This window comes from Weizmannia acidilactici (assembly GCF_008974185.1).
Classification (GTDB): Bacteria; Bacillota; Bacilli; order Bacillales; family Bacillaceae_C; genus Weizmannia; species Weizmannia acidilactici.
This window is the reverse complement of sequence record NZ_BKZP01000001.1, coordinates 176,290-197,391: the sequence shown is the minus strand read 5'-3', so window position 1 is coordinate 197,391 and position 21,102 is coordinate 176,290. Positions and strand designations below refer to the sequence as shown.

General features: G+C 46.8%; 24 protein-coding genes, 1 pseudogene and 1 riboswitch. Of the genes and pseudogenes, 7 read left to right on the top strand and 18 right to left on the bottom strand.

Annotation, left to right across the window (positions count from 1 at the left end; genetic code table 11):
- Nucleotides 1-46 precede the first annotated feature (46 nt).
- The 5 genes from BpJC4_RS00960 to mntR all read right to left on the bottom strand — a co-directional run bounded on the left by BpJC4_RS00960 (nucleotide 47) and on the right by mntR (nucleotide 5,683).
- Complete coding sequence (locus tag BpJC4_RS00960) at nucleotides 47-1,936, bottom strand: ABC-F family ATP-binding cassette domain-containing protein (RefSeq protein ID WP_151679226.1); 1,890 nt, start codon at nucleotides 1,934-1,936, stop codon at nucleotides 47-49.
- Nucleotides 1,933-2,583 carry an HD domain-containing protein gene (locus tag BpJC4_RS00955; protein ID WP_151679225.1) on the bottom strand — a complete coding sequence of 217 codons (651 nt, stop codon included), beginning with the start codon at nucleotides 2,581-2,583 and terminating at the stop codon, nucleotides 1,933-1,935. The genes BpJC4_RS00960 and BpJC4_RS00955 overlap by 4 nt, the downstream gene beginning before the upstream one ends.
- A gap of 84 nt (nucleotides 2,584-2,667) precedes the next feature.
- Nucleotides 2,668-3,165, bottom strand: a complete 498-nt coding sequence (locus BpJC4_RS00950) for a hypothetical protein (RefSeq protein ID WP_151697425.1) — start codon at nucleotides 3,163-3,165, stop codon at nucleotides 2,668-2,670.
- Nucleotides 3,166-3,178: 13 nt separating this feature from the next.
- Nucleotides 3,179-4,864: a formate--tetrahydrofolate ligase gene (locus tag BpJC4_RS00945; protein ID WP_151697424.1), complete on the bottom strand. Its 1,686-nt coding sequence runs from the start codon at nucleotides 4,862-4,864 to the stop codon at nucleotides 3,179-3,181.
- Between the two features lie 399 nt (nucleotides 4,865-5,263).
- Nucleotides 5,264-5,683 (bottom strand): transcriptional regulator MntR, encoded by a 420-nt coding sequence (gene mntR, locus BpJC4_RS00940; protein WP_151679222.1) that lies wholly within the window; start codon nucleotides 5,681-5,683, stop codon nucleotides 5,264-5,266.
- A gap of 309 nt (nucleotides 5,684-5,992) precedes the next feature.
- Here mntR and cspD point away from each other — a divergent pair, with 309 nt between their 5' ends.
- On the top strand, nucleotides 5,993-6,196 hold the full coding sequence (gene cspD / locus BpJC4_RS00935) for a cold-shock protein CspD (RefSeq protein WP_013859190.1): 204 nt from the start codon (nucleotides 5,993-5,995) through the stop codon (nucleotides 6,194-6,196).
- A gap of 66 nt (nucleotides 6,197-6,262) precedes the next feature.
- Here the strand turns inward: cspD and BpJC4_RS00930 are convergent, their stop codons facing one another.
- The 3 genes from BpJC4_RS00930 to BpJC4_RS16000 all read right to left on the bottom strand — a co-directional run bounded on the left by BpJC4_RS00930 (nucleotide 6,263) and on the right by BpJC4_RS16000 (nucleotide 6,956).
- Nucleotides 6,263-6,439 (bottom strand): zinc-finger domain-containing protein, encoded by a 177-nt coding sequence (locus tag BpJC4_RS00930; RefSeq protein WP_151679221.1) that lies wholly within the window; start codon nucleotides 6,437-6,439, stop codon nucleotides 6,263-6,265.
- A gap of 233 nt (nucleotides 6,440-6,672) precedes the next feature.
- Nucleotides 6,673-6,801: a hypothetical protein gene (locus BpJC4_RS16800; protein WP_259370066.1), complete on the bottom strand. Its 129-nt coding sequence runs from the start codon at nucleotides 6,799-6,801 to the stop codon at nucleotides 6,673-6,675.
- Between the two features lie 14 nt (nucleotides 6,802-6,815).
- Nucleotides 6,816-6,956, bottom strand: a complete 141-nt coding sequence (locus tag BpJC4_RS16000; protein ID WP_172967562.1) for a hypothetical protein — start codon at nucleotides 6,954-6,956, stop codon at nucleotides 6,816-6,818.
- 315 nt (nucleotides 6,957-7,271) lie between these two features.
- On the opposite strand from BpJC4_RS16000, the gene BpJC4_RS00925 reads away from it, so the two are divergent.
- Nucleotides 7,272-8,195: a DMT family transporter gene (locus BpJC4_RS00925; RefSeq protein WP_151679220.1), complete on the top strand. Its 924-nt coding sequence runs from the start codon at nucleotides 7,272-7,274 to the stop codon at nucleotides 8,193-8,195.
- On the opposite strand, the gene BpJC4_RS00920 is transcribed toward BpJC4_RS00925, so the two are convergent.
- Nucleotides 8,192-8,461, bottom strand: a complete 270-nt coding sequence (locus tag BpJC4_RS00920; RefSeq protein ID WP_151679219.1) for a DUF6123 family protein — start codon at nucleotides 8,459-8,461, stop codon at nucleotides 8,192-8,194. The two genes, BpJC4_RS00925 and BpJC4_RS00920, sit on opposite strands and share 4 nt — an antisense overlap.
- Before the next feature lie 98 nt (nucleotides 8,462-8,559).
- Here BpJC4_RS00920 and sspL point away from each other — a divergent pair, with 98 nt between their 5' ends.
- Entirely contained in the window at nucleotides 8,560-8,700 is a 141-nt protein-coding gene (gene sspL / locus BpJC4_RS00915) for a small, acid-soluble spore protein L (protein WP_151679218.1), read from the top strand.
- Nucleotides 8,701-8,845: 145 nt separating this feature from the next.
- Here sspL and BpJC4_RS00910 read toward each other — a convergent pair whose 3' ends face one another.
- From BpJC4_RS00910 to miaA, 5 genes and pseudogenes are all read right to left on the bottom strand, one after another.
- On the bottom strand, nucleotides 8,846-9,745 hold the full coding sequence (locus BpJC4_RS00910) for a 5'-3' exonuclease (protein WP_151679217.1): 900 nt from the start codon (nucleotides 9,743-9,745) through the stop codon (nucleotides 8,846-8,848).
- Between the two features lie 66 nt (nucleotides 9,746-9,811).
- Nucleotides 9,812-11,074: a methionine gamma-lyase family protein gene (locus tag BpJC4_RS00905; protein ID WP_151679216.1), complete on the bottom strand. Its 1,263-nt coding sequence runs from the start codon at nucleotides 11,072-11,074 to the stop codon at nucleotides 9,812-9,814.
- A 252-nt stretch (nucleotides 11,075-11,326) separates the two neighbouring features.
- Complete coding sequence (gene spoVK, locus BpJC4_RS00900; protein ID WP_151697423.1) at nucleotides 11,327-12,268, bottom strand: stage V sporulation protein K; 942 nt, start codon at nucleotides 12,266-12,268, stop codon at nucleotides 11,327-11,329.
- A 285-nt stretch (nucleotides 12,269-12,553) separates the two neighbouring features.
- Nucleotides 12,554-12,781: an RNA chaperone Hfq gene (gene hfq / locus BpJC4_RS00895; protein ID WP_151679214.1), complete on the bottom strand. Its 228-nt coding sequence runs from the start codon at nucleotides 12,779-12,781 to the stop codon at nucleotides 12,554-12,556.
- 27 nt (nucleotides 12,782-12,808) lie between these two features.
- Nucleotides 12,809-13,564 (bottom strand): annotated as a pseudogene (gene miaA / locus BpJC4_RS00890) (tRNA (adenosine(37)-N6)-dimethylallyltransferase MiaA); the annotation flags it as partial.
- Between the two features lie 144 nt (nucleotides 13,565-13,708).
- Here miaA and BpJC4_RS00885 point away from each other — a divergent pair.
- The 4 genes from BpJC4_RS00885 to BpJC4_RS15990 all read left to right on the top strand — a co-directional run bounded on the left by BpJC4_RS00885 (nucleotide 13,709) and on the right by BpJC4_RS15990 (nucleotide 15,214).
- On the top strand, nucleotides 13,709-14,329 hold the full coding sequence (locus BpJC4_RS00885; protein ID WP_151679213.1) for a hypothetical protein: 621 nt from the start codon (nucleotides 13,709-13,711) through the stop codon (nucleotides 14,327-14,329).
- Nucleotides 14,330-14,507: 178 nt separating this feature from the next.
- On the top strand, nucleotides 14,508-14,684 hold the full coding sequence (locus BpJC4_RS15995; RefSeq protein WP_172968339.1) for a hypothetical protein: 177 nt from the start codon (nucleotides 14,508-14,510) through the stop codon (nucleotides 14,682-14,684).
- A gap of 106 nt (nucleotides 14,685-14,790) precedes the next feature.
- Nucleotides 14,791-15,000: an aspartyl-phosphate phosphatase Spo0E family protein gene (locus BpJC4_RS00880; RefSeq protein ID WP_151679212.1), complete on the top strand. Its 210-nt coding sequence runs from the start codon at nucleotides 14,791-14,793 to the stop codon at nucleotides 14,998-15,000.
- Between the two features lie 76 nt (nucleotides 15,001-15,076).
- On the top strand, nucleotides 15,077-15,214 hold the full coding sequence (locus tag BpJC4_RS15990; protein ID WP_172968264.1) for a hypothetical protein: 138 nt from the start codon (nucleotides 15,077-15,079) through the stop codon (nucleotides 15,212-15,214).
- 30 nt (nucleotides 15,215-15,244) lie between these two features.
- On the opposite strand, the gene BpJC4_RS00875 is transcribed toward BpJC4_RS15990, so the two are convergent.
- The 4 genes from BpJC4_RS00875 to BpJC4_RS00860 form a co-directional block, all read right to left on the bottom strand.
- Nucleotides 15,245-15,454 (bottom strand): Fur-regulated basic protein FbpA, encoded by a 210-nt coding sequence (locus tag BpJC4_RS00875; RefSeq protein WP_151679211.1) that lies wholly within the window; start codon nucleotides 15,452-15,454, stop codon nucleotides 15,245-15,247.
- A gap of 80 nt (nucleotides 15,455-15,534) precedes the next feature.
- Nucleotides 15,535-15,637, bottom strand: a riboswitch (SAM riboswitch).
- Nucleotides 15,638-15,740: 103 nt separating this feature from the next.
- Nucleotides 15,741-17,642, bottom strand: a complete 1,902-nt coding sequence (mutL, locus tag BpJC4_RS00870; RefSeq protein ID WP_151679210.1) for a DNA mismatch repair endonuclease MutL — start codon at nucleotides 17,640-17,642, stop codon at nucleotides 15,741-15,743.
- A gap of 15 nt (nucleotides 17,643-17,657) precedes the next feature.
- Entirely contained in the window at nucleotides 17,658-20,255 is a 2,598-nt protein-coding gene (gene mutS, locus BpJC4_RS00865; RefSeq protein ID WP_151679209.1) for a DNA mismatch repair protein MutS, read from the bottom strand.
- A 136-nt stretch (nucleotides 20,256-20,391) separates the two neighbouring features.
- A complete protein-coding gene (locus tag BpJC4_RS00860; RefSeq protein WP_151679208.1) occupies nucleotides 20,392-20,931 on the bottom strand; it encodes an outer spore coat protein CotE in 540 nt (179 codons plus the stop codon).
- Nucleotides 20,932-21,102: the final 171 nt, after the last annotated feature.

Here is a 21,102-nt window from a genome sequence, read left to right as displayed (position 1 = left end):
CAATCAATCTACTAGCATTTTACCATATTTACGGTGGATACACGAATTAGATGTTTCCATCCTGCAGCTCTGACAGGTAGCTCCAGCGTTCAATCAAATATTCCAGCTTTTCATTTTCAGCTTCAAGCGCCTTCATCATTTCCTGCGCTTTCACAAAGTCCGACCCCGCTTTTTCAAGTTCTGCGTTTAAAGCAGCAATTTTTTGCTCGCACGCTTCAATCTTCCCGTCAAGTTCTTCCCATTCCCGCTGTTCTTTGTACGAAAGTTTTTTTCGTTTTGTTTCCTTTTTCGGCTGCGGGCCGGGATGCTCTTTCAGCTTTGCTTCCGGTTTTTGCACGTCAAGTGTACTTTCAAGGTAATCGCTGTAAGAACCGAAAAACCGGCTGATTTTTCCGCTTCTTTCAAAAATGAGCAGCTGCTCTGCCGTTTTATCCAAAAAATAGCGGTCATGCGAAACGGAAATGACAACGCCCGGAAACTGCTCAAAATAGTCCTCAAGAACGGTCAGCGTCTCGGTATCCAGATCATTTGTCGGTTCGTCCAAAAGCAGCACATTGGGGTGTGTCATCAACAATTTCAGCAAATACAGCCTGCGTTTCTCGCCGCCTGAAAGCTTCCGGATCGGAGTGCCGTGCGTGTGCATGCCGAAAAGGAATTTTTCAAGCATCTGCGCAGCGGAAATCGTTTCCCCGTCTTTTGTCGTTACCGCGTCACCGGCTTCGCGGATATACTCAATCATCCGCTTGTTTTCATCCATATCAGACGTTTCCTGCCGGTAATATGCAATTTTTACGGTTTGCCCGGTTACGAGTTCCCCGCTGTCAAGCGGAACCACCCCTGCCAAAATATTCATCAGCGTCGATTTTCCGCTTCCGTTTTTCCCTGTGATCCCGATCCGGTCGCCCGGTTTGACAAGCAGATTGAAATCTTTAAGAATCGCCTCATTTTCGAACGCTTTATAAGCATGCTTCAGTTCAAAAACCTGCTTGCCTAGCCGGCTTCCGGCAAGCGCCATATCCACTTCATTTTGCTGTGGAACTTTACCAAGGTTCGATTCAAGTTCTTCAAAGCGCTGGATCCTCGCTTTTTGTTTAGTCGAGCGCGCTTTTGCCCCGCGCCTTATCCAGGCGAGTTCACGACGGTATAAGTTTTTCAGCTTTTCTTCCTGCAGCTGCATTTCTTCTTCCCGCCGCGCTTTAGCTTCAATAAAATCCTGATAATTTCCTCTATAGCTGTAAAGTTTCCCACGGTCGAGCTCGAAAATCCGGTTTGCCGTCCGATCCAGGAAATACCGGTCGTGCGTCACAAATAAAACGGAATAGGGGTATTTCGCGATAAACTCTTCCAGCCACTTCACCGCCGGATAATCGAGATGGTTGGTTGGTTCGTCCAAAATGAGCAGATCAGGCGTTTCAATCAGCACCTGGGCAAGGGCTGCCCGCTTTTTCTGACCGCCTGATAAGCTCGAAATTTTCTTTTCAAAATCGCGGATACCGAGTTTCGAAAGGATCGCTTGCGCATTGGCGCCCGCTTCCCAAGCGCTATGAGCATCCATTTCTTTTTGCAGCCGGAACAGTTTTTCCTGTAAGACAGCATTTCCCGGATCCTTTTGCATTTCAATCAGCGCCTCTTCATACGATTGCAAAAGCGCCATCAAAGGGGATCCGCTATGATACACCTGTTCAAGCACCGTTAAATCGGGCTGAAGCTCGGGATCCTGTGGCAAATAACCGATCGTGTAATCATTCGGGCGCGTCAAATCCCCGAGGTCTGCATCGTCATGCCCGGCAATGATTTTTAAAAGGCTCGATTTTCCCGACCCATTGACACCGACAAGGCCGATCCGTTCCTGCTCCCCGATACGGAAAGACAGATGGTCAAACAGCACTTTATCTCCGTATGATTTTGAAAGCCCTTCGACTGATAACATTTTCATTGTCCAACATTCCATTCTTTATAAAAATGCTGTAAAAACTGCTTCATAAACCGGTGGCGCTCCTCCGCAAGGCTTTTGGCCGTTTCGGTATGGAGCCTGTCTTTTAGAAGCAATAGTTTTTCATAGAAATGATGGATCGACGATGTTTTCCCGTTCCGGTATTCTACAACCGTCATCGCGCTTCTGACAGGAAGAGCCGGTTCATAGAGCGGCTGGCCCTTTTTCCCGCCGTATGCGAATGCGCGGGCAATTCCGATGGCGCCGATCGCATCAAGGCGGTCGGCATCCCGGACAGCCATCGCTTCAAAACTTGTCAGTTCCGCTTCGTTTCCACCTTTAAAAGAAATGGAAAAAACGATCTCGGCGATATGTTTTTTTGTCTCCTCCACTAGCGGAAGCCCGCCCAAAAAACGGTGCAGTATTTCTTCACCTTCTTTTTTGCCGGCATGCATTTTTTCATCAGGGATATCGTGCAAAAGGGCGGCCGCTTCAATGATAAACCGGTCCCCTTTTCCTTCTTTTTCCGCAATATATAATGCGAGCCGGCGGACGCGGTCAATATGGTGCCAGTCGTGCCCGGAAGCATCCCCGCTGTGGAAAGTGCGGGCAAACTGTTCAATATGTATTAAAATTGAATTTCCTTGCATATGCGCTCCTTTCTTCGTGCTTTTTATTTTACCATGTTTTTATCTGGCGAATAAAAAAGCTGCACGGTGCAGGGTGCAGCTTTTTTACGGGCTGAATTTCAAATGGTGCAAAGTTTTGACGGCATGGTGGAGCATTTCCAGCAAATCATCCATCAGATCTTCCGTAATCAGCCGGTTAAAATCAATGATGACTTCTTCTGACGTGCCGGAGAATGATGAATAAACGGACCTTTCTTCAAAATGGCGGCCACCCCACAGCGAGCGGATGATGCTTTTATAGGCGTCAGATTTTTTCGTGTTTTGCCACGAAAAAGTAATCCAGGCATAAGCACCTGCTCCATTCCCGGAAAACCCGTCCAAAATTTCCGCCGCCAGCTGTGCAAACGGTGCAAAAAGCCGGACCGTTGCGCTTGCCTCCCTCCAGGCGGGAAGCGTAAGCGTAATCCTATAGTCCCGCGACATCCCGGCCAAATCGACGATATCGTTCCGCCCGATAATGGCTGCTTCCCCGCTTAAATCGAGGTCATAAGCCGCCCCTTCAAAAACCGTCTTCATATTTTCAAAAGCAGTGGGGTCAAACATCGCTTTTCCCCCATTAAAAGAGTCCGATTGCCCTGCCGTTTTCATCGACATCCATCTGGTAAGCAGCCGGCTCTATCGGCAGCCCGGGCATCGTCAATACGTCCCCCGTTAAAGCAACAATAAAGCCGGCGCCAAGCTTCGGCACAAGCTCGCGGACATGGATGGCAAAATCAACCGGGCGCCCGGTTTTTTTCGGGTCATCGGACAAAGAATACTGCGTTTTAGCGATGCAAACCGGGAGATGCCCCCAGCCGAAGCGTTTAAAATCTTCCATTTGCCTGAGCGCTTTCGTTGAAAATTCCACACCTGTTCCGCCGTATACTTTCCGGACAATCGTTTCGATTTTTTCTTCAATGGTTGACTCAAGCGGATAAATCGGACGGAAATTGTTCCGTTGTTTTGCGGCTTCAAGCAATTTGTTTGCAAGGTCGATTCCTCCAGCGCCCCCTTTTTCCCACACTTCCGTAAGCGATACCGGGATGTCCCGTTCGCTGCACCAATTTTTTAAAACCGCAATTTCCGCTTCTGTATCTGAAGCAAACCGGTTGATCGCCACAACAAACGGAAGCCCGAATGCCACAATCGTTTCCACATGTTTTTGCAGATTTAAAAGGCCGGCTTGAAGCGCAGCAGTATTTTCAACCGCCAACTCTTCTTTGCGTACACCGCCGTGCATTTTTAAAGCACGGATTGTGGCAACAATCACGACGCCGTCCGGTTTAAGGCCGGCTGTCCTTGCCTTTATATCAAGAAATTTTTCCGCGCCGAGGTCCGCACCGAATCCTGCCTCTGTCACAACATAGTCCGCCAGTTTTAATGCCGTCTTTGTCGCCATTACGCTGTTGCAGCCGTGTGCGATATTGGCAAACGGGCCGCCGTGGACGATCGCCGGCGTATGTTCAATCGTCTGGACAAGATTCGGTTTCAGGGCATCTTTTAATAAAAGTGCAATTGCCCCTTCCACGCCGAGGTCGCCGACGGTAACAGGTTTTTTTTCGTAATTATAGGCAACCACGATTTTGGCAATCCGCTGTTTTAAGTCATTCAGATCTTCCGCAAGGCATAAGACCGCCATCAGTTCAGAAGCAACTGTGATGTCAAACCCGTCTTCGCGCGGAACACCGTTGCCTGGTCCGCCAAGCCCGACAACAACATGGCGGAGCGCCCGGTCGTTTAAATCAACAGCCCGTTTCCAGACGACGCGGCGCGGGTCAATCTGCAGAAAATTCCCCTGGTGGATATGGTTATCAAGCAGCGCGGAAATCGCATTATTGGCAGCCGTGAGCGCATGAAAATCGCCTGTAAAATGAAGATTGATATCTTCCATCGGCACGACCTGGGCATAGCCTCCGCCGGTTGCGCCCCCTTTCAGTCCCATGACCGGACCGAGCGAAGGTTCCCTTAGAGCAATCACCGTTTTGTGCCCGAGCCTTTTCAGGGCATCCCCGAGGCCGATCGTCACCGTCGATTTTCCTTCGCCGGCCGGTGTCGGATTAATGGACGTGACGAGAAAAAGCTTTCCGTCTTTTTTTGTTTTTAACGCATTGATTTTATCGTATGTAATTTTTGCTTTGTATTTTCCGTAATACTCAAGATCATCTTCTTCAAGCTGCAAATTTTTCGCGACGTCTTTGATGGGTTTTAGCACTGCATGCTGTGCGATTTCAATGTCAGTCTTTCCGGTTGAATGGCTTGGCAATGTCAGATCCCTCACTTTGTCAAAATCAGCATACACTTTTTATCATACATGGCTATTGATGCAATTGCACCTATAAAATGAATTTTTTACCATAAAAAACACGAAATGTTCGGTTTTCACCAAGGTTTCGGCCGGATTTCAGAGAATTCGCGGAACTGCTCCGGGAAAAGCAGGCAGGGCGAGGCGTCCCAGATTGGTACGCAAAAATTGAAGCATTGCAAAAAAGAAAAATACAGTTGGGAATAAAATGGATCAGGGAGGGAATTTCAGGGCGGAGTATATGGTTGCGACGTTTTTGATAAAAGCATAGGTTACTGGTGCAGCCATTGTATAATGTCCATACCCGCCTGCAAATGTACGGGATGCAGACGGGATAGACAGAAAAACAGCCCGGGAAGCTTAATCTCCGTTTTGGGCCTGCAGCCGGTTCAGCGCATCAATCCTGCTCGGGTCCTCCTCAAAATACTGCACCAAATCCCCGATGCGGTCAATGGAATTCCAGCTTAAGTGGTGTTCAATACCTTCCACATCTTTATATATATTGTCTTCGTCCACCCCGATGATCCGCAAAAACTGCTCAAGCAAATGGTGGCGGTCGACAAGCCTCTTTCCGATTTTTTTGCCTTTTGGGGTGAGGACTAAACCACGGTATTTTTCGTAAACAAGGTAATCATCTTTATCAAGCTTCTGTACCATTTTTGTCACAGAAGAGGGATGGACGGAAAGCGCTTCGGCAATATCGGAAACACGCGCATATCCTTTGCTTTCAATTAAAATAAAAATTTGTTCAATGTAGTCTTCCATACTAGGTGTCGGCATCCCCGGGCCCCCATTCTCACTGCTATTTATTGTATGCTTTTCCCATACAATACCATCAGTTTACTATAATCGCGGACGATATACAAGAAATCGTTTGACCACCGGTAAGTTTTAAACCGCTTGCAAATTTAAGAATTCACAACCATTTTCCATAATTTTGATTGTCTAAATCTTGACTCCAGATGCCGGTTGGAGTATATTTATTATAACATTAAACAAGTGATTTCATCGACCTTGATGGCGGTTTTTCATCTGTTTAATGCAACATTTTTTGGCACGAATGTGCTTTTGATTTAGGAGGATTAAGAAATGCAAAACGGTAAAGTAAAATGGTTCAATAACGAGAAAGGCTATGGTTTTATCGAAGTTGAAGGCGGAGACGACGTTTTCGTTCACTTCACCGCTATTCAAGGCGAAGGGTTCAAAACATTGGAAGAAGGCCAAGCAGTTTCTTTCGATATTGTTGAAGGCAACCGCGGGCCGCAAGCTGCGAATGTAACGAAACTCTCATAATGATAGAATGCAATAAGGCTGGCCGTCCGCGTCAGCCTTTTATTTCATTCTCGATTGTGAAAGGGATCACGATAATTGATCCCCGTATTTTTTCAACTGCTCACCGACTGTGCATTGGCGGATGCAAAACTGGTGGGCATATTTTTTTCCGCGCGTTTTCCTGAAATGGGATTTTATGAAACAGCCTTTGCAATACGTATTCAAAATCTCATCCACTTCCCGGACCAGTTGTTTCCTTTCCATTTGAACCTACCTTTCTGCTAACCCAGTATATACGAAAAAATTTTTCCCGTAAATAAATTTCTCTGGTCGTTCCAATTTAACATGACTGTGGATGAACGTGCCGTTTAATGCCTGGCCCGCCAGTTTATTCGCTTCTTTATTTTTGTTTTCTCGGAACCGGTTCATATTCCGGCTTGATGCCAAGTTTTTTAGCGAGCGCTTTAATTTTGTCCAGCCACCTGTTGTGAGCTTCGTCATAACAGTTCCCAGACCAATTGCATCAGCACGCCTTGAACGTCACCCCTTACGGCAACAGGATGCGTTTTACGGATAGTAATATAAAGCGCCGCGTATTTCGCTTCGCTGTTCGGTTTCAGCTCCAATATCCGTTTTTCCCTCACATGGTACATTTTTCATCATACACAGCAACCCCAATCCCTGCACGGTTTGTTGTTTGATCAAACCTGCCGTCAAAATAGATGGTGACATTCCCCGTTTTCATTTTGATTTCTTTTTTCAACTTTTGCGGCCCATCCATTCCCTATCTCATCGTGGACGGCCAAAGCGCCTGTCTTGCAGTTTTTTTGAATTTCCAAAATAATGCTTTTGATCGTTTCCCCGTCTGCCCATTCCGACTCAAACAGGAGCACCGGCCCGTTACGCGGCCTGTATTGCCAAATGCTCTTAAAAATTCATATCACCACTCTTTCTCCATTACTTACGCGCATTCCTATTGTCATGCCCTATATAAATGATTATAGTTAAATTATGCCGAAAATTGCATCTTTATAAACAAAAATGAACAAAAAACCAAATGATACATAGTGCTAAAACCATTTAGGGGGTATAAGCATTGAATAAAAAAAGATTTTCCGAAATTGCACTTTTATTTGTCGCCTTTGTATGGGGATCAACATTTGTGGTCGTACAAGATGCCATCCAATCGCTGCCGCCGTTTATCTTTAATGCCGTCCGCTTTGGGCTCGCCGGCCTGTTTTTGCTCGCCGTATCCTTTTGGAAAGGGGCAGGCGGAAAAGGAAGTGTTGGCAAATCGGTTGCAGCCGGCGCCATTTTGGGATGCTGCCTGTTTATCGGATATACGTTCCAAACGGTCGGCCTGTTGTACACGACCCCGGCAAAAGCGGGTTTTATAACCGGGCTAAGCGTTGTGATGGTTCCGCTGTTATCCGTTTTTTTTCTCAAAAAACGGCCGGGGGCCTTGTCAGCAGCGGGATCCGTATTTGCCGGCTGCGGCCTTTATTTATTGGCTGCCAAAGATGCGTCAGGGCTGTCTGCGGGTGACTTGCTTGTATTGATATGTGCCGTCGGGTTTGCTTTTCATATCATCATCACCGACCGGTTTGCCCAACAAATATCACCTTTGCTTGCTACAACCGTTCAGTTGCTGGTGGTTTCGGCATTCAGCTGGATCGGAGCCATCTTTTTCGAAAACTGGAAAGCCGCGCTCGTACCCCGTACCCTGTTCAGCCCGAAAACCGTTTTTGCGTTGTTTGTGACTGCATTTTTAGCGACAGCCGCAGCCTTTTTTATCCAGACGGCCGCCCAGCGCTATACTTCCCCGACAAGGGTTGCGCTCATTTTAACCATGGAACCGGTTTTCGCTGCTCTGACTTCATTTTTTTGGGTACACGAACGGCTTACCCCTTTGGCTGAATTTGGCTGCCTGTTCATTTTTGCAGGCATGGTGCTTGCGGAGCTGCCGAACGTTTTCAAGACGAAAAAAGCGCTGCTTGCCGGAAGCAAAGGAAAAAGTTAAATTTTTTCAAGAAGCCCGAACCTTTCAATACAGGCATAGGCTTCTTTTTTTGTCCCCACTTTATGCTGTTTAAATGTTTCAAGCAATGAAATATAAAAACTGCCGTCAAATGCTTTCTGCACCTTCAGCGTGATTTCGACCGCCGCTTCGGCAACCGCATCAGGCGCGTTCGCGTACTGTTTGCCGAAATAAATGAAATGGATGGCATCGTTTTGAAACTTAAATCCTTTACCCTTTAAAAATAAAAGATATTCCCCTAAAGACATCTGTTTTTCCTCCATTGCATTTATCGAACATTTTTTGTTAGCCGGCGTGGTGAAAACTTACCCTAAAAGTTGGGCATCCTAATGCTTGGGGTGATAAGATGGTAAAGAAAAATAACCTGAACCTCGGAAAAACGGCAAATTCCGTAACACCGCAGGGCATTGCGCAAGATGCGGGTTTCGCTCCGGACCCGAAAACGCAGCTTGAAAACCGTGCAAAAAAGTCGAATACGAGAATTTAAGGGCACTTTTTGTACGGAAAAACAGCGTTCAGGATTTGAATGCTGTTTTTCCTTCAGTTTTATTGCCGCATATTGTTCATAATAAGCGAAATCCATACGCGGCAAATTCTACGGCTACCAGCATCAATACGCACAGGACTGCCTTTTAAGAAATTAAGCTCGTATTCATTCCGGCGGTAATCAAATGGCGTTTCACCGTTTTCAGTTCAAGTTCATCAATCAGTTGCATAAACGTTTCCGGGATCCGGCCGAACCGTGCTTCTTCCAAGGAAAACGCCACCGGCACATTGCAATGGATTTCAGCAAGTTTCCGGGAAAGATGCAGCATATCGAGATCTGCTTCAATTTTTTTACGCTGCGATGTCGTAAGGTCCCCGAGATGTTCCAAAATACCGCCAACACTGCCATATTGGCCAATCAGTTTGAACGCCGTTTTTTCGCCGATCCCTTTTACACCTGGATAACCATCGCTCATATCGCCCATCAGCGCCTTTACATCAATAAACTGGCGCGGCGTCACCCCATACTCTGCGGTAAAAGCGTCTTTTGTATAACTTTTATAATTTCCATACCCTTTTTGAAGAAGATGGACTTCGATATGGTCGTCAAGCAACTGCAACATATCGCGATCGCCGGTTAAGATCGATACATCAGCGTCTTCCTGGAACCGCTTCGCAAGTGTACCGAGGCAGTCATCCGCTTCATACCCGCTCACGCCGACATTCGGTATTTCGAAAGCTTCCACCGTTTCTTTCGCAATGTCAAATTGCGGAATCATCTCAACAGGCGGCGCTTCCCGGTTCGCCTTATAGCCGCCGAACATCTCATTCCGGAATGTTTTACTCCCCATATCCCAGCAGACCGCAACATGCGTCGGCTTTTTATTTTCAAAAGCGAGCAGCAAATGGCGCAGGAAACCCTGCACACCGTTTGTCGGCATACCCTTTGAATTTACCATATACTGACCGGTTACCGCCGTGGCATAAAAAGCGCGGAAAAGAAGCGCCATCCCGTCTATTAAAAGCAAACGCGGCCTTTCATCCATATGATCACCTCTTATGACGTCATTTTTTATTATAACATGCTGGAACCCTGCGGCATTGGAAAAATGCTAGACGAGATTGTGCTCCATCATCCGGTCCAACGCCAGCAATACGGCCATTTTGACATGCGCATATGTCAGCCCTCCCTGCACATAAGCGGTATACGGCGGGCGGAGCGGACCGTCGGCGGACAATTCAATGCTTGCCCCCTGGATAAACGTGCCGGCCGCCATAATTACATCGTCCTCATAACCCGGCATATAACTCGGATACGGCGTCACATACGAATTGACCGGTGAGGCGGATTGGACAGCCTGGCAGAATGCCACCATTTTATCCGGATCCCCGAATTCGACAGACTGGATGAGATCTGTCCGGCGCGCATTCCATTTCGGATGGGTATTCATCCCAAATTTTTCGAGCATCGCCGAAGTAAACACCGCGCCTTTTAACGCCTCAGCGACGACATGCGGCGCCAAAAAGAATCCCTGGTACATTTCCAGCAGGCTGTACAGCGACGCACCTGCTTCACGGCCGATGCCGGGGGAAGTCATCCGATAGCTACAGGCATCGACCCACTTTTTCTTCCCGACAATATAGCCGCCGGTTTTGGCGAGCCCGCCGCCCGGGTTTTTGATAAGCGAACCGGCCAACAGATCGGCGCCGACATGGCATGGCTCTTTTTCTTCCACAAATTCGCCGTAACAGTTGTCGACAAACACGATAACATCCGGCTTGATTTCTTTCACAAAACGGACCATCTCCCCGATTTCACCCACGGAAAATGACGGCCTCGTTGCATATCCTTTTGAACGCTGGATGGCGACCATTTTTGTATTCGGGTTGATCGCTTTTTTCACCGCTTCAAAATCGACATTGTCGCCTTCTTTTAAGTTTACATAATTAAATATTATGTTAAACTCTTTCAGCGAGCCGCTTCCATTGCCGCGTATGCCTGTAATTTCATCCAGCGTATCATAAGGTTTTCCTGTTATGTATAACAGTTCATCCCCCGGGCGGAGGATACCGAAAAGCGCAATGGTAATCGCATGCGTGCCGGAAATGATCTGCGGGCGGACAAGACCGGCTTCCGCGCCGAATACATCGGCATAAATTTCTTCCAGCGTATCCCTGCCGATGTCATCATAGCCGTATCCGGTTGACGGGTAAAAATGCGTATCGCTGACCCGGTGCTTTTGAAAACTTTGCAGAACCCGGAACTGGTTTGTTTCCGCCCGCCTTTCGATCGCTTCGTGGACCGGCCGTATTTGTCGTTCGACTTCTTCCGCAACCGGCTGGAGTTTCGCGCCGTGTTTTAAATACTGAAACATATTGTACACCTTTCTATTTTTATATTGTTCCAACGCACCCAAAACCGGGTGCCCCGGGAGCACATAACCACTGCATTGGTATGTCTCTGCTTCTTCCTTAAAAATAAGCTCCCTTAAGATTGTATCACTTTTTAAAACAGACAGCAGCTTTCCTTCTTTCGAACGGGCCCGCTGCTTCTATGGTGATCAACAGTAACCGCCAATACAGCAAAAAAGGCACCATGCAGCAAGCCGCAGGTGGCGCCCGGTATGTCAGTCCGGAAAAACGAGGTCGCTGCTGCGGAGCGTCATCAACTCATGGCGGTCATATGTGGCCTGCATCAAAAGCCGCATGGCCTGGGCCCGCACCGATTTTTCAATGACGTTCCGGACATACCGCCCGTTAGAGAAACTGGCCGGGTTGCTCGTTGTTTTGACAAAAGCAAGATGGTCGCGAAGCTTTCTCTCCGCATCAATGCTGAGCGTATACTCTTTTTCTTTCAGCATTCTTTTCCCGATATCCATTAATTCATCAACCGTATAGTCAGGGAAATTGAACACGATCGGAAACCGCGAATGGAGCCCCGGATTCAAGCTTAAAAAATAGTCCATTTCATTCGAATAGCCGGCCAAAATTAAAATAAATTCATGCTGCTTGTCTTCCATATGTTTTACAAGAGTGTCGATTGCTTCTTTGCCAAAGTCCTTTTCACCGCCGCGTCCGAGTGAGTAGGCTTCATCTATAAATAAAATGCCGCCGATTGCCTTTTTGATCAAATCCCTCGTTTTTTGCGCCGTATGGCCGATATATTCCCCGACAAGGTCTGCCCTTTCTGCTTCAATCAAATGCCCCTTTGACAGCACATTCATTTTATGGAATAATTTCCCGATTAAACGGGCAACAGTCGTTTTCCCTGTACCGGGGTTACCTTTAAACATCATGTGTAATGCCTGTTTGCCCGTCTTTAACCCTGCCGCTTCCCTTTTTTTGTTAATGTAGATCCAGGCATAAACTTCCTTCACCATTTTCTTGATCTCTTCCATCCCCACCAGTGCGCCTAGCTCATCTTCGATTTCTTTTAAAATTTCGTGTTCCTCTGATAAATCCTTTTTGGTTATTTCTTTTTTCGGCTGGGGAATCACGGCCTCCCTTTGGCCCGCATTCAGGACAATATTAATTTGACCATTATTTTTCATACGAATCGGTTGATCCATAACCGCCACCTCGCAATCTACACACAATATACGCGAATTGGGCCGGGAGTGTGACAAATGCCCAAGTGCAGGAAATATTTGCAAAACCGCCCAGGTATACCCTGTTTTTCCCGAAGAGTATGGATCCAGAAGCAAAAACAGAGATTGGGGGTTTACGGGGGATTTTGTCGGTTTTTGCGCTTTCCCAAGAAATAAATCATCTGTACCAGTTTATGCACATAATAAGCAAAACAGTACGCGGGGCATATTAAAAATGCCCGGCGGCCGCCGGGCAATTATTTCCATTTATTCTTCAAAATTGATCTGAACATTTTTTTGCGGCTGGAACGTAGAAATGGCGTGTTTAAAAACAAGCTGCTGCTTGCCGTCCGTCTCAATCAGAACCGTAAAATTATCAAATCCTTTTACCTGGCCACGAAGCTGGAACCCATTCATCAAAAAGACCGTAACAACGGTACCGTCTTTCCGCAATTGATTCAAATACTGGTCCTGAATATTGATGGCCTTGTTCATCTCGCATCCTCCTCCTCTTTCTCTCCATTATAAACTATTCGATTTTATTTGTAGCTTTCCTGCTATAAAAGCGGAAATTTCTTCAAACTTTTTTTTCTTTTCGGCCTCGTTTGTTATATCAAACCATTCAATCTCCATTTTGTTGCGGAACCAGGTAAGCTGCCTTTTAGCAAAACGCCGCGTATTTTGTTTTAACCGGGCTATCGCCTCATCAAGGGTTATGAGCCCATCAAAATAATCATACAGCTCTTTGTAGCCGATCGCCTGGATTGACTGGGCACCGCGCAAATGTTGGCCAGCAATTTTTCCACTTCGGCTATTAATCCCTGTTCAATCATTTTATCGACCCGTTGATTAATGCGCGCGTACAATTTTTCCCTTTCCAGTGTGAGGCCGACCAAAGCGGCATCATACAACATCTCCTCTTTTTGCTCCTTGCGGTATTCATGCATCATTTTGCCGGAAAAATGGTATATTTCCAGCGCCCAGATCACTCTTCTTACATTGTGCGGATGGATCTTGCCGGCGGTTTCCGGATCGAGTTCTTCCAGCATCTTGTAGAGCACCCCGGCCCCTTCCCGCTCCGCCAGTAATTCCAGCTCCCTGCGGTATTTAGCGTCGCCGGAAATGTCCGAAAAACGATAATCATATAAAACCGATTGTATGTAAAGCCCAGTGCCGCCGACAATCATGGGCAATTTGCCCCGGGATGCAATTTCGATAAATTTTTCCCCGCACCAATTGCTGAAACTCGGCAACCGAAAAGGGAACATCCCTTTCTTTATCCTACCATAAAGCATTCAAACAGAACATTTATATATTTTCCCCTTCTGAATAAATTTTATTCATTTCCTTCCAGCGGTCATAGAAAGCAGGGGAAAGGGAAAACTATTCAGGCATAAATTAAAAAAAGGAGGGTATTTTTAGATGAATAGAAAACAAACATGGACAGGCTTGACCGCTATTTTGATATTGGCATTTTTTGCCGTACCTTCCGCATACGCCCAGCACGGCGGAAAGCCTTACACCCATCACCAAATGGCGCCGGTTCAAAATATGCAGAAATGGTTGCAGGAGGGATACACCAAAAAAGAGGTTTACCATGCCGCCTTCATCGCCGAACATAGCGGCAAAAAAATGGAGGCAGTCCTGCAATACTATAAAAAACACAAATCATGGAAAGAAACCGCTACACACTTCGGCGTGGACGTTGGAAAAATCCGGGCCGAACACCATGAGGCAAAAGAACATTTTTATGCGGCAAACAAAGAAAACATCATCCGGTATCTAGCCCAGTATAACGGAAGAAGCCGGGCAGATATTGAAAAATATGCTCGGCGTGAAGAAGACCGCCACTTTCTTATTCTAGCATCGGCGTTGGCCAAGCTGGGGCATAAAAATCTGGATACAGTCATGAAGATGCACCGCAGCGGGAATGATCCACAAGAAATCATCGAAAGCTTAAAAGTGGACCGGCATGCGCTATTTAAAGAAGTGAGGAGCATACACGAGGCCATTCAAGGAACCTCCACAAGACCGCCCAATTAAACAAGCTGCAGCAGCCTTTTCGGGTTGCGGCTGTTTATGCTGGAAAAAGTGCCCCAAAATGGTGCCGTCCAAACTTTTTTGTAAAAATTCCCATAATACAAAAATTCTGCTTCACATTTGGTCCATTTATACTATATAATAAGGGTTGATCACAAATGATAGGCAGGTATTATGATAGATGGTCAAAGAGGAAGAAACCTTATTATTCATTATTGATTTGGGGCGCCTTCTGGATGATTACCGGAAATGCCCATATGAAAGCGTAAAAAAGAGTATTTATGAAGATATTCTTTTGATTGGGTGCGTCATCCATCCCGATCATGACGAAATTCCTCTCGGCCGATCCGAAGAATAGCCTCTTTCCAATCCGCAAACATTCTCCAAAACGGATCTGATTGTCCCGCTCCGTGAAAATTTTTGCTTAATTGTTTCCCCCCATATTTCCGGAAAGGAACGTTTGTATGCCAAAAAACAACCGTAAACCAAACCAAAAAACTTCTAATTTGTCCCGCAACATCAACATAATCCGGAAAAAGATGATGCAATTTGCCGTGCAAAAAGGTTTTAACCACCCGGAAACCATCCGCCAGAGCCAGCTCCTGGACAAGCTCATTTATGAATACCAGCTGTACATGCTCCAAAAAGGCAAAGATGCTTCGTTCTCCGATTAAAACGTCTCCATTTCCGCCGGATATTTCCCGTTTTTACGGCAACACTATGGGCAGCTGAATGAAAGGAGGCGAGATTGTGAAAAAGGGCATAAATGGTTCAACCCGCGTTCTTATTATAAAATCCGCGGGAAATACCTTGGAGGAAAAAGGAATTTCCGAAACGCACAGGCAGCTCAATGCCGCCTATTTTGAAATGGAACGGTTGACCGCCTAAGGGAACAGGATTTAAAATGACCTTTCCGGTTTATTTTTTCCGTTTCCAATGGATCGATTCCCAGCCGCTGTGGGGATGCACCTGCGATTGGATATGCCTGTATTCCTGTTCAAGTTCGTGAAGCGTGAGTTCAAACAGGTGCTTCCCTCCTTTTTTATAAATATGGAAGGCAATCAGCCGGTCAATCAGTTCATTCCTCCTTTTTTCAGCTGCCAATTCCCTGTCTTTTATATTGCCCATTTGTATCGCTCCTTTTATTTAAAAATAAAACCCCGCTTCAAAAATAAGAAGAGGGGTTCTTCAAATGGGCATGTCACCTCAACTTATCTTCAAAGCCTCAGGCTTATTGGAATTAGCACCGTGCCGTGCAGGCCGGTTGCTGAGGTTTCATCGGGCCAATCCCTCCACCTCTCTGGATAAGTTAATCGATGTAAATGTATGTTGGTTTTATTATATGCATATTAATCCGATGTGTCAAGTGCGATTTAATATCCTCCCCCAATTTCATAAGGGGATTTTGCTCAAACTACATCACCCTCTTAAACATCTTCTCAAGATCGTAAACCGAGTAATGAATGATAATCGGGCGACCGTGCGGGCATGTGAACGGGTCGGACGACATCCGGAGGGCGTCCAGAAGCGCCTGGATTTCGTCATTGCGCAAGTGCCGGTTTGCCTTAATCGAGCCTTTGCAGCTCATCATGATGGCCGCTTCTTCGCGCAATTTTTTGATATCCACTTTTTTCACCAAAAGGACCTGTTCAATCATTTCTTCAATGACTTCTTTTTCCTCGTTTTTCGGGAACCATGTCGGATGCGAACGGACGATAAAGCTGTTATGCCCGAACGGTTCCAAAAAAACGCCGACTTCTTTCAGCGCATCAAGGTTTTCCTGAATTTTAATCGCCTCGTCCGTCGAGTATTCAAGCGTCAGTGGCACAAGCATATCCTGCAGTTCTTTTTTGACCTCTCCCACTTTTTCGCGGAAATATTCGTATTTGACCCTTTCCTGGGCGGCGTGCTGGTCAATGATGTACAGGCCGTTTTCATTTTGCGCGAAAATATATGTGCCGTGCATCTGGCCGATCGGATACATTGGCGGAACGCGCGGCGCCGGATTCTCAACGGCAATCGTCTGTTCTGCTTCTTTATAATCGAATGCCGTATCCGTTTCCCGGACCGTTTCCGGAAAAACCGGATCCTCTGGCGGCTTTGAAAGCGGAGAAGGAGTTTCCGGACTTTGTCCAGGGTTCGGCATATACAGTTTTTTCATTTCTTGTTCGGGCAGCAAAGCATCTTTATGCGAATAAATCGGAAAACTTGGTTTTACGGGGGCTTCCACATTTTTCGGCCCCTCTTTTTCCGGCAGATGGTCAAGCCGGAATGAAACCTGCTCCTGCTTTGGCTTCTCCGCTGCCCGGATCATGCCGGTAGGGATCAATTCCTGCTTCTTAAATGCGGCTTTGATCGTTTCCGAAATGATTTGGCAAAGCTCTTTTTCTTTGCTGAGACGCACTTCAAGCTTTGCAGGGTGGACATTGGCATCTACGAGAACCGGATCCATTCTCACCGAAAGCAGCGCAATCGGATAACGGCCGATCGGAAGCAGCGTATGGTACCCTTCCAAAATCGCCTTGGCAAGCGGGTAATTTTTTATGAACCGGCCGTTGACCATCGTAGAAATATAATTGCGCGACGCCCTTGTGATTTCCGGAAGGGCAATATAACCGTTGAGTTCAAAATCAAGCGTTTCCGCATGGATTGGAATCATCTTTTTTGCAATATTGACCCCGTAAATGGCAGCGAGCACCTGGCGCACATCGCCGTTTCCATTTGTCTGCAAAAGCATCTTCCCCCCATGGCGGAGGCGGATTGACACTTCCGGATGGGCAAGCGCCAGGCGATTGACGACATCGGTAATATTGCCGAGCTCGGTGTGGATCGATTTCATATATTTTAGCCGTGCCGGGGTGTTGAAAAATAAATCCGTGACTGTCATTTCCGTCCCTTTCCGGCTTGGCGCCGTTTCGTGAGAAAGCCATTTTCCTCCTTCTATTATGGCTTTTATGCCCGGCCCTTCACCGGTTGACGTTACGATTTCCACGCGAGCAACGGACGCAATGCTCGGCAGTGCCTCACCGCGGAAACCAAGCGAACGAATACGGAATAAATCATGCTCGTTTTTAATTTTACTTGTCGCATGGCGCGAAAATGCTAGCTCCACATCATCCGCTTCAATGCCAGTGCCGTTGTCGATGACATGGATTTTCTGGAGGCCGGCTTCTTCCACATCGATTTCAATCACGGTGCTTTGTGCATCAATCGCGTTTTCCACCAACTCCTTGACAACAGATGCTGGCCGTTCCACCACTTCTCCGGCAGCAATCCTGTTGGAAAGCCACTCGTCCAATTGGGCAATTTTCCCCATCGCGGACAACACCACCTATTTTTTTAATTTTTTCTGGATCTCATATAGGGCGTTCATCGCCTGCAGCGGCGTCATTTCAAGCAAATCCAGTTCTTTGATTTGCTGGATCACTTTTCTTTCCTTTAAAACAGGCTCCTTATGCCTGATTTCTTCCGGCTCTTCAAAAAATGACAGCTGGGCCGGCGCTTCATGGGCAGCAGCCGTTTCGCGAGCAGGCAATTGCTTTTCGCCCCCGTCGTGGTTCTCAAATTCATGCAAAATTTTCTCGGCACGCTTGATCACGCCATCCGGTAGGCCGGCCAATTGGGCAACATGGATCCCGTAGCTTTTATCGGCCGGGCCTTCTTTGATTTTATGGAGAAAAACGACTCTTCCGTTTTGCTCCATGGCACTGACATGGATATTTTGCAGTTTGTCCAATTCTTCGGAAAGCGCGGTCAGCTCATGGTAATGGGTGGAGAAAAGCGTTTTTGCCCCGATTTTATCATGGATATATTCGATCATGGCCTGTGCAAGCGCCATACCGTCATATGTAGAGGTTCCGCGGCCTATTTCATCAAATAAAATCAAACTGTTTTTTGTCGCGTGGGCAATGGCATTTTTCGCTTCGAGCATTTCCACCATAAACGTGCTCTGCCCGGAAATTAAATCATCCGCAGCACCAATTCTTGTAAAAATTTGGTCAAAGATCGGCAGTTCCGCTTCGTCAGCCGGCACAAAGCAACCCATTTGCGCGAGGATCACTGTCAACGCAATCTGCCGCATATATGTGCTTTTCCCCGACATATTCGGCCCAGTAATCAAAAGGATTTCACGTCGGCCATCCATCAGGCAGTCGTTCGGCACATAGCTTTGTGAATCGAGCACTTTTTCGACAACCGGGTGGCGGCCGTCTGTGATTTTCAATACGCCGTCTTCACGGAAAACAGGTTTCGTATAATGGCGGTTTTCACTTACGGTTGCAAAACTTTGGAGCACATCAATCATGCTGACCGCTTTGGCAAGGCTTTGCAGGCGCGGAATAAACTCTTTTACGTGTCCGCGAATTTCCGTAAACAGCTCGTATTCAAGATCAATGATCCTTTCTTCCGCCTGCAAAATGAGCGCTTCTTTTTCTTTGAGCTCGGGGGTAATAAACCTTTCGGCGTTTGCAAGCGTCTGCTTACGTTCGTAGCGTCCTTCTTCCAGCAGGTGGAGATTCGCTTTTGTCACCTCAATATAATAGCCGAACACACGGTTGTAACCAACTTTCAGCGACTTAATCCCGGTCCGTTCCCGCTCCTCCTGTTCGAGGCTTGCAATCCACTGCTTGCCGTTTTTGCTCGCGTCCCGGTAACGGTCGAGCTCTTCATCGTAGCCGTCGCGGATCATGCCGCCTTCTTTAACGGAGACAGGGGGATTGTCTGCAATCGCGCGTTCAAGCAGATCTGTCAGTTCCTCGCACGGATCAAGAAGCGAGGCAAGTTTTTCGCTTTCCGCATTCCCTAAGCTTTCAATCAACGCGCGGATACCCGGAACCTGCTGGAGCGAGCATTTTAGCTGAATGAGGTCGCGCGCATTCACATTGCCGAACGCAACCCGGCCGGCAAGCCTTTCCAAATCGTACACTTCTTTCAGCCGTTCCCGGATATCCTGCCTTTCAAAGTAATGGTTGAGGAAGGTTTCAACCATGGCGAGCCGCGCTTCGATTTTTTCACGTTTCAAAAGCGGGCGGTCGATCCATTGCTTTAAAAGGCGTGCGCCCATAGCCGTCATCGTTTCATCAAGCAGCCAAAGGAGTGACCCCTTCTTCCCCTGTGCGCGGATTGTTTCTGTCAGTTCAAGATTGCGCTTTGAGTAATAGTCGATTTTTAAATACTGGCGGACTTCATACACTTCTACCGGCTGCAAATGGTCAAGGCTTCTTTTCTGTGTCCGGTATAAATAGTTTAATAACCTTGTAACAGACAGCCTCAGATTTTCTGTGCCCGCACCGGCCAAAAGCTTTGTAAAATCTTCCTTTTCCGTTGTGTCCGTTTCATATGAAATCGTAATATTCCCGCTGTTCTTCATCAATTTACAAAAATCTTCAGGGAAATCCGGATCAACAACCGCTTCTTTTGCCCCGATCGAATTAAGTTCATTGAAGGTCTCTTCAAATGGGCCATCCAACACCGTTGCGCGGCTCTCGCCTGTCGATAAATCAATATAAGCAAGCGCAAACCCCCCATTTGGGATGGCGGCAATAGACGCGATATAATGATTCTCCTTCTCGGAAAGGGATTTTCCTTCCATCATCGTCCCCGGGGTAATCAGCTGGATCACTTCCCGTTTGATAACCCCTTTTGCCAGTTTCGGGTCTTCCATTTGCTCGCAAATCGCCACTTTATAGCCTTTTCCGACCAGTTGCTCAATATAGGCAGTTGCTGAATGGTACGGTACCCCGCACATCGGGATTCTCTCTTCGCCGCCGCCGTCCCTGCTTGTCAACGTAATTTCTAATTCCTGGGAAGCCTTGATGGCATCTTCGAAAAACATTTCGTAAAAATCGCCGAGGCGGAAAAACAAAAAGGCATCCTGATATTCCGCCTTCACTTGTAAATACTGCTGAATCATTGGGGTATACGCAGCCATTCTTACCAAATTCCTTTCCTGCTTTCAACTTCGTTTATTTCAATACTGTTTATTATAACATATTTGCATGTGTACCTTCATAAATTGAATATACAAGAAAAAACTAGGAGTGCGATGATCTCCTAGTTGAATGCTTTTATTCTTCTTCGCTGCCCACTAAAAAGTCTGGATTCAGTTCTTCAAATTCATCGCCGGATTCTTCTTCCCATTCATCATCGCCGCCGCAGCCGTCCGGATGGATAGCGACACAAACTTTTGTTTCCCCGATCACTTCAACGAGGAATTCTCTTTCAACACTCACAATAATTTTATTCCCGTTTGGCGAAATGACCGCTTCGATGCAATTTGGCTGCTGCAAGACGCTTGCGATGACTTCTTTGTCGTCAAGGCAATCTGGGTCCCGGTAATTTAATTTGACGGTATCGGTGTATTCAACTTTTTCCGTCATCACCGATGTCCGCGTATTATCGTTATGGGAATACCAAATGTTGACATCGTAAGAGCCGCGGATTTCAACTTCTTTATCCACTTTCTTAGCTTCGTACTTATGGTTGATAATCCAGCAGCCTAAAATGCTCGAAGGATGATGCGGCGGGCATATCGTATGGTTGGACTGCGTAAATTTGCGCCCTTTCGCAACAACTGCTTTTGTAATGATTTCTCTATATTCTGCCATTCGAGCGAACCCTCCTCAATTATTTTCAATTCATCCTATGCTTTTACCCAGGCCGGTGTGCCAAACTTTTTTCCTGTCCCGGATATAAAGGTATTTTTAAGTTATGCAGAAGTTTTGGGGAGGTGCCCGGAAGTTTTAAAAAGAAAGATAGATTACATCAACCGCTCTGCG

Excerpts from the sequence above, each read along its gene's own strand:
- BpJC4_RS00930 (WP_151679221.1), bottom strand. The coding sequence starts at position 6,439 with ATGGAAAGGAAACAACTGGTCCGGGAAGTGGATGAGATTTTGAATACG.
- mutL (WP_151679210.1), bottom strand. The coding sequence starts at position 17,642 with ATGGGGAAAATTGCCCAATTGGACGAGTGGCTTTCCAACAGGATTGCT.
- BpJC4_RS00880 (WP_151679212.1), top strand. The coding sequence starts at position 14,791 with ATGCCAAAAAACAACCGTAAACCAAACCAAAAAACTTCTAATTTGTCC.
- spoVK (WP_151697423.1), bottom strand. The coding sequence starts at position 12,268 with ATGGATCAACCGATTCGTATGAAAAATAATGGTCAAATTAATATTGTC.
- BpJC4_RS00960 (WP_151679226.1), bottom strand. The coding sequence starts at position 1,936 with ATGAAAATGTTATCAGTCGAAGGGCTTTCAAAATCATACGGAGATAAA.
- BpJC4_RS00955 (WP_151679225.1), bottom strand. The coding sequence starts at position 2,583 with ATGCAAGGAAATTCAATTTTAATACATATTGAACAGTTTGCCCGCACT.
- mntR (WP_151679222.1), bottom strand. The coding sequence starts at position 5,683 with ATGCCGACACCTAGTATGGAAGACTACATTGAACAAATTTTTATTTTA.
- BpJC4_RS00950 (WP_151697425.1), bottom strand. The coding sequence starts at position 3,165 with ATGTTTGACCCCACTGCTTTTGAAAATATGAAGACGGTTTTTGAAGGG.
- BpJC4_RS00860 (WP_151679208.1), bottom strand. The coding sequence starts at position 20,931 with ATGGCAGAATATAGAGAAATCATTACAAAAGCAGTTGTTGCGAAAGGG.
- BpJC4_RS00910 (WP_151679217.1), bottom strand. The coding sequence starts at position 9,745 with ATGGATGAAAGGCCGCGTTTGCTTTTAATAGACGGGATGGCGCTTCTT.
- BpJC4_RS00885 (WP_151679213.1), top strand. The coding sequence starts at position 13,709 with ATGAATAGAAAACAAACATGGACAGGCTTGACCGCTATTTTGATATTG.
- BpJC4_RS15995 (WP_172968339.1), top strand. The coding sequence starts at position 14,508 with ATGGTCAAAGAGGAAGAAACCTTATTATTCATTATTGATTTGGGGCGC.
- cspD (WP_013859190.1), top strand. The coding sequence starts at position 5,993 with ATGCAAAACGGTAAAGTAAAATGGTTCAATAACGAGAAAGGCTATGGT.
- BpJC4_RS00920 (WP_151679219.1), bottom strand. The coding sequence starts at position 8,461 with ATGTCTTTAGGGGAATATCTTTTATTTTTAAAGGGTAAAGGATTTAAG.
- BpJC4_RS16000 (WP_172967562.1), bottom strand. The coding sequence starts at position 6,956 with ATGGATGGGCCGCAAAAGTTGAAAAAAGAAATCAAAATGAAAACGGGG.
- BpJC4_RS00905 (WP_151679216.1), bottom strand. The coding sequence starts at position 11,074 with ATGTTTCAGTATTTAAAACACGGCGCGAAACTCCAGCCGGTTGCGGAA.
- mutS (WP_151679209.1), bottom strand. The coding sequence starts at position 20,255 with ATGGCTGCGTATACCCCAATGATTCAGCAGTATTTACAAGTGAAGGCG.
- sspL (WP_151679218.1), top strand. The coding sequence starts at position 8,560 with ATGGTAAAGAAAAATAACCTGAACCTCGGAAAAACGGCAAATTCCGTA.
- hfq (WP_151679214.1), bottom strand. The coding sequence starts at position 12,781 with ATGAACAAGGCCATCAATATTCAGGACCAGTATTTGAATCAATTGCGG.
- BpJC4_RS00875 (WP_151679211.1), bottom strand. The coding sequence starts at position 15,454 with ATGGGCAATATAAAAGACAGGGAATTGGCAGCTGAAAAAAGGAGGAAT.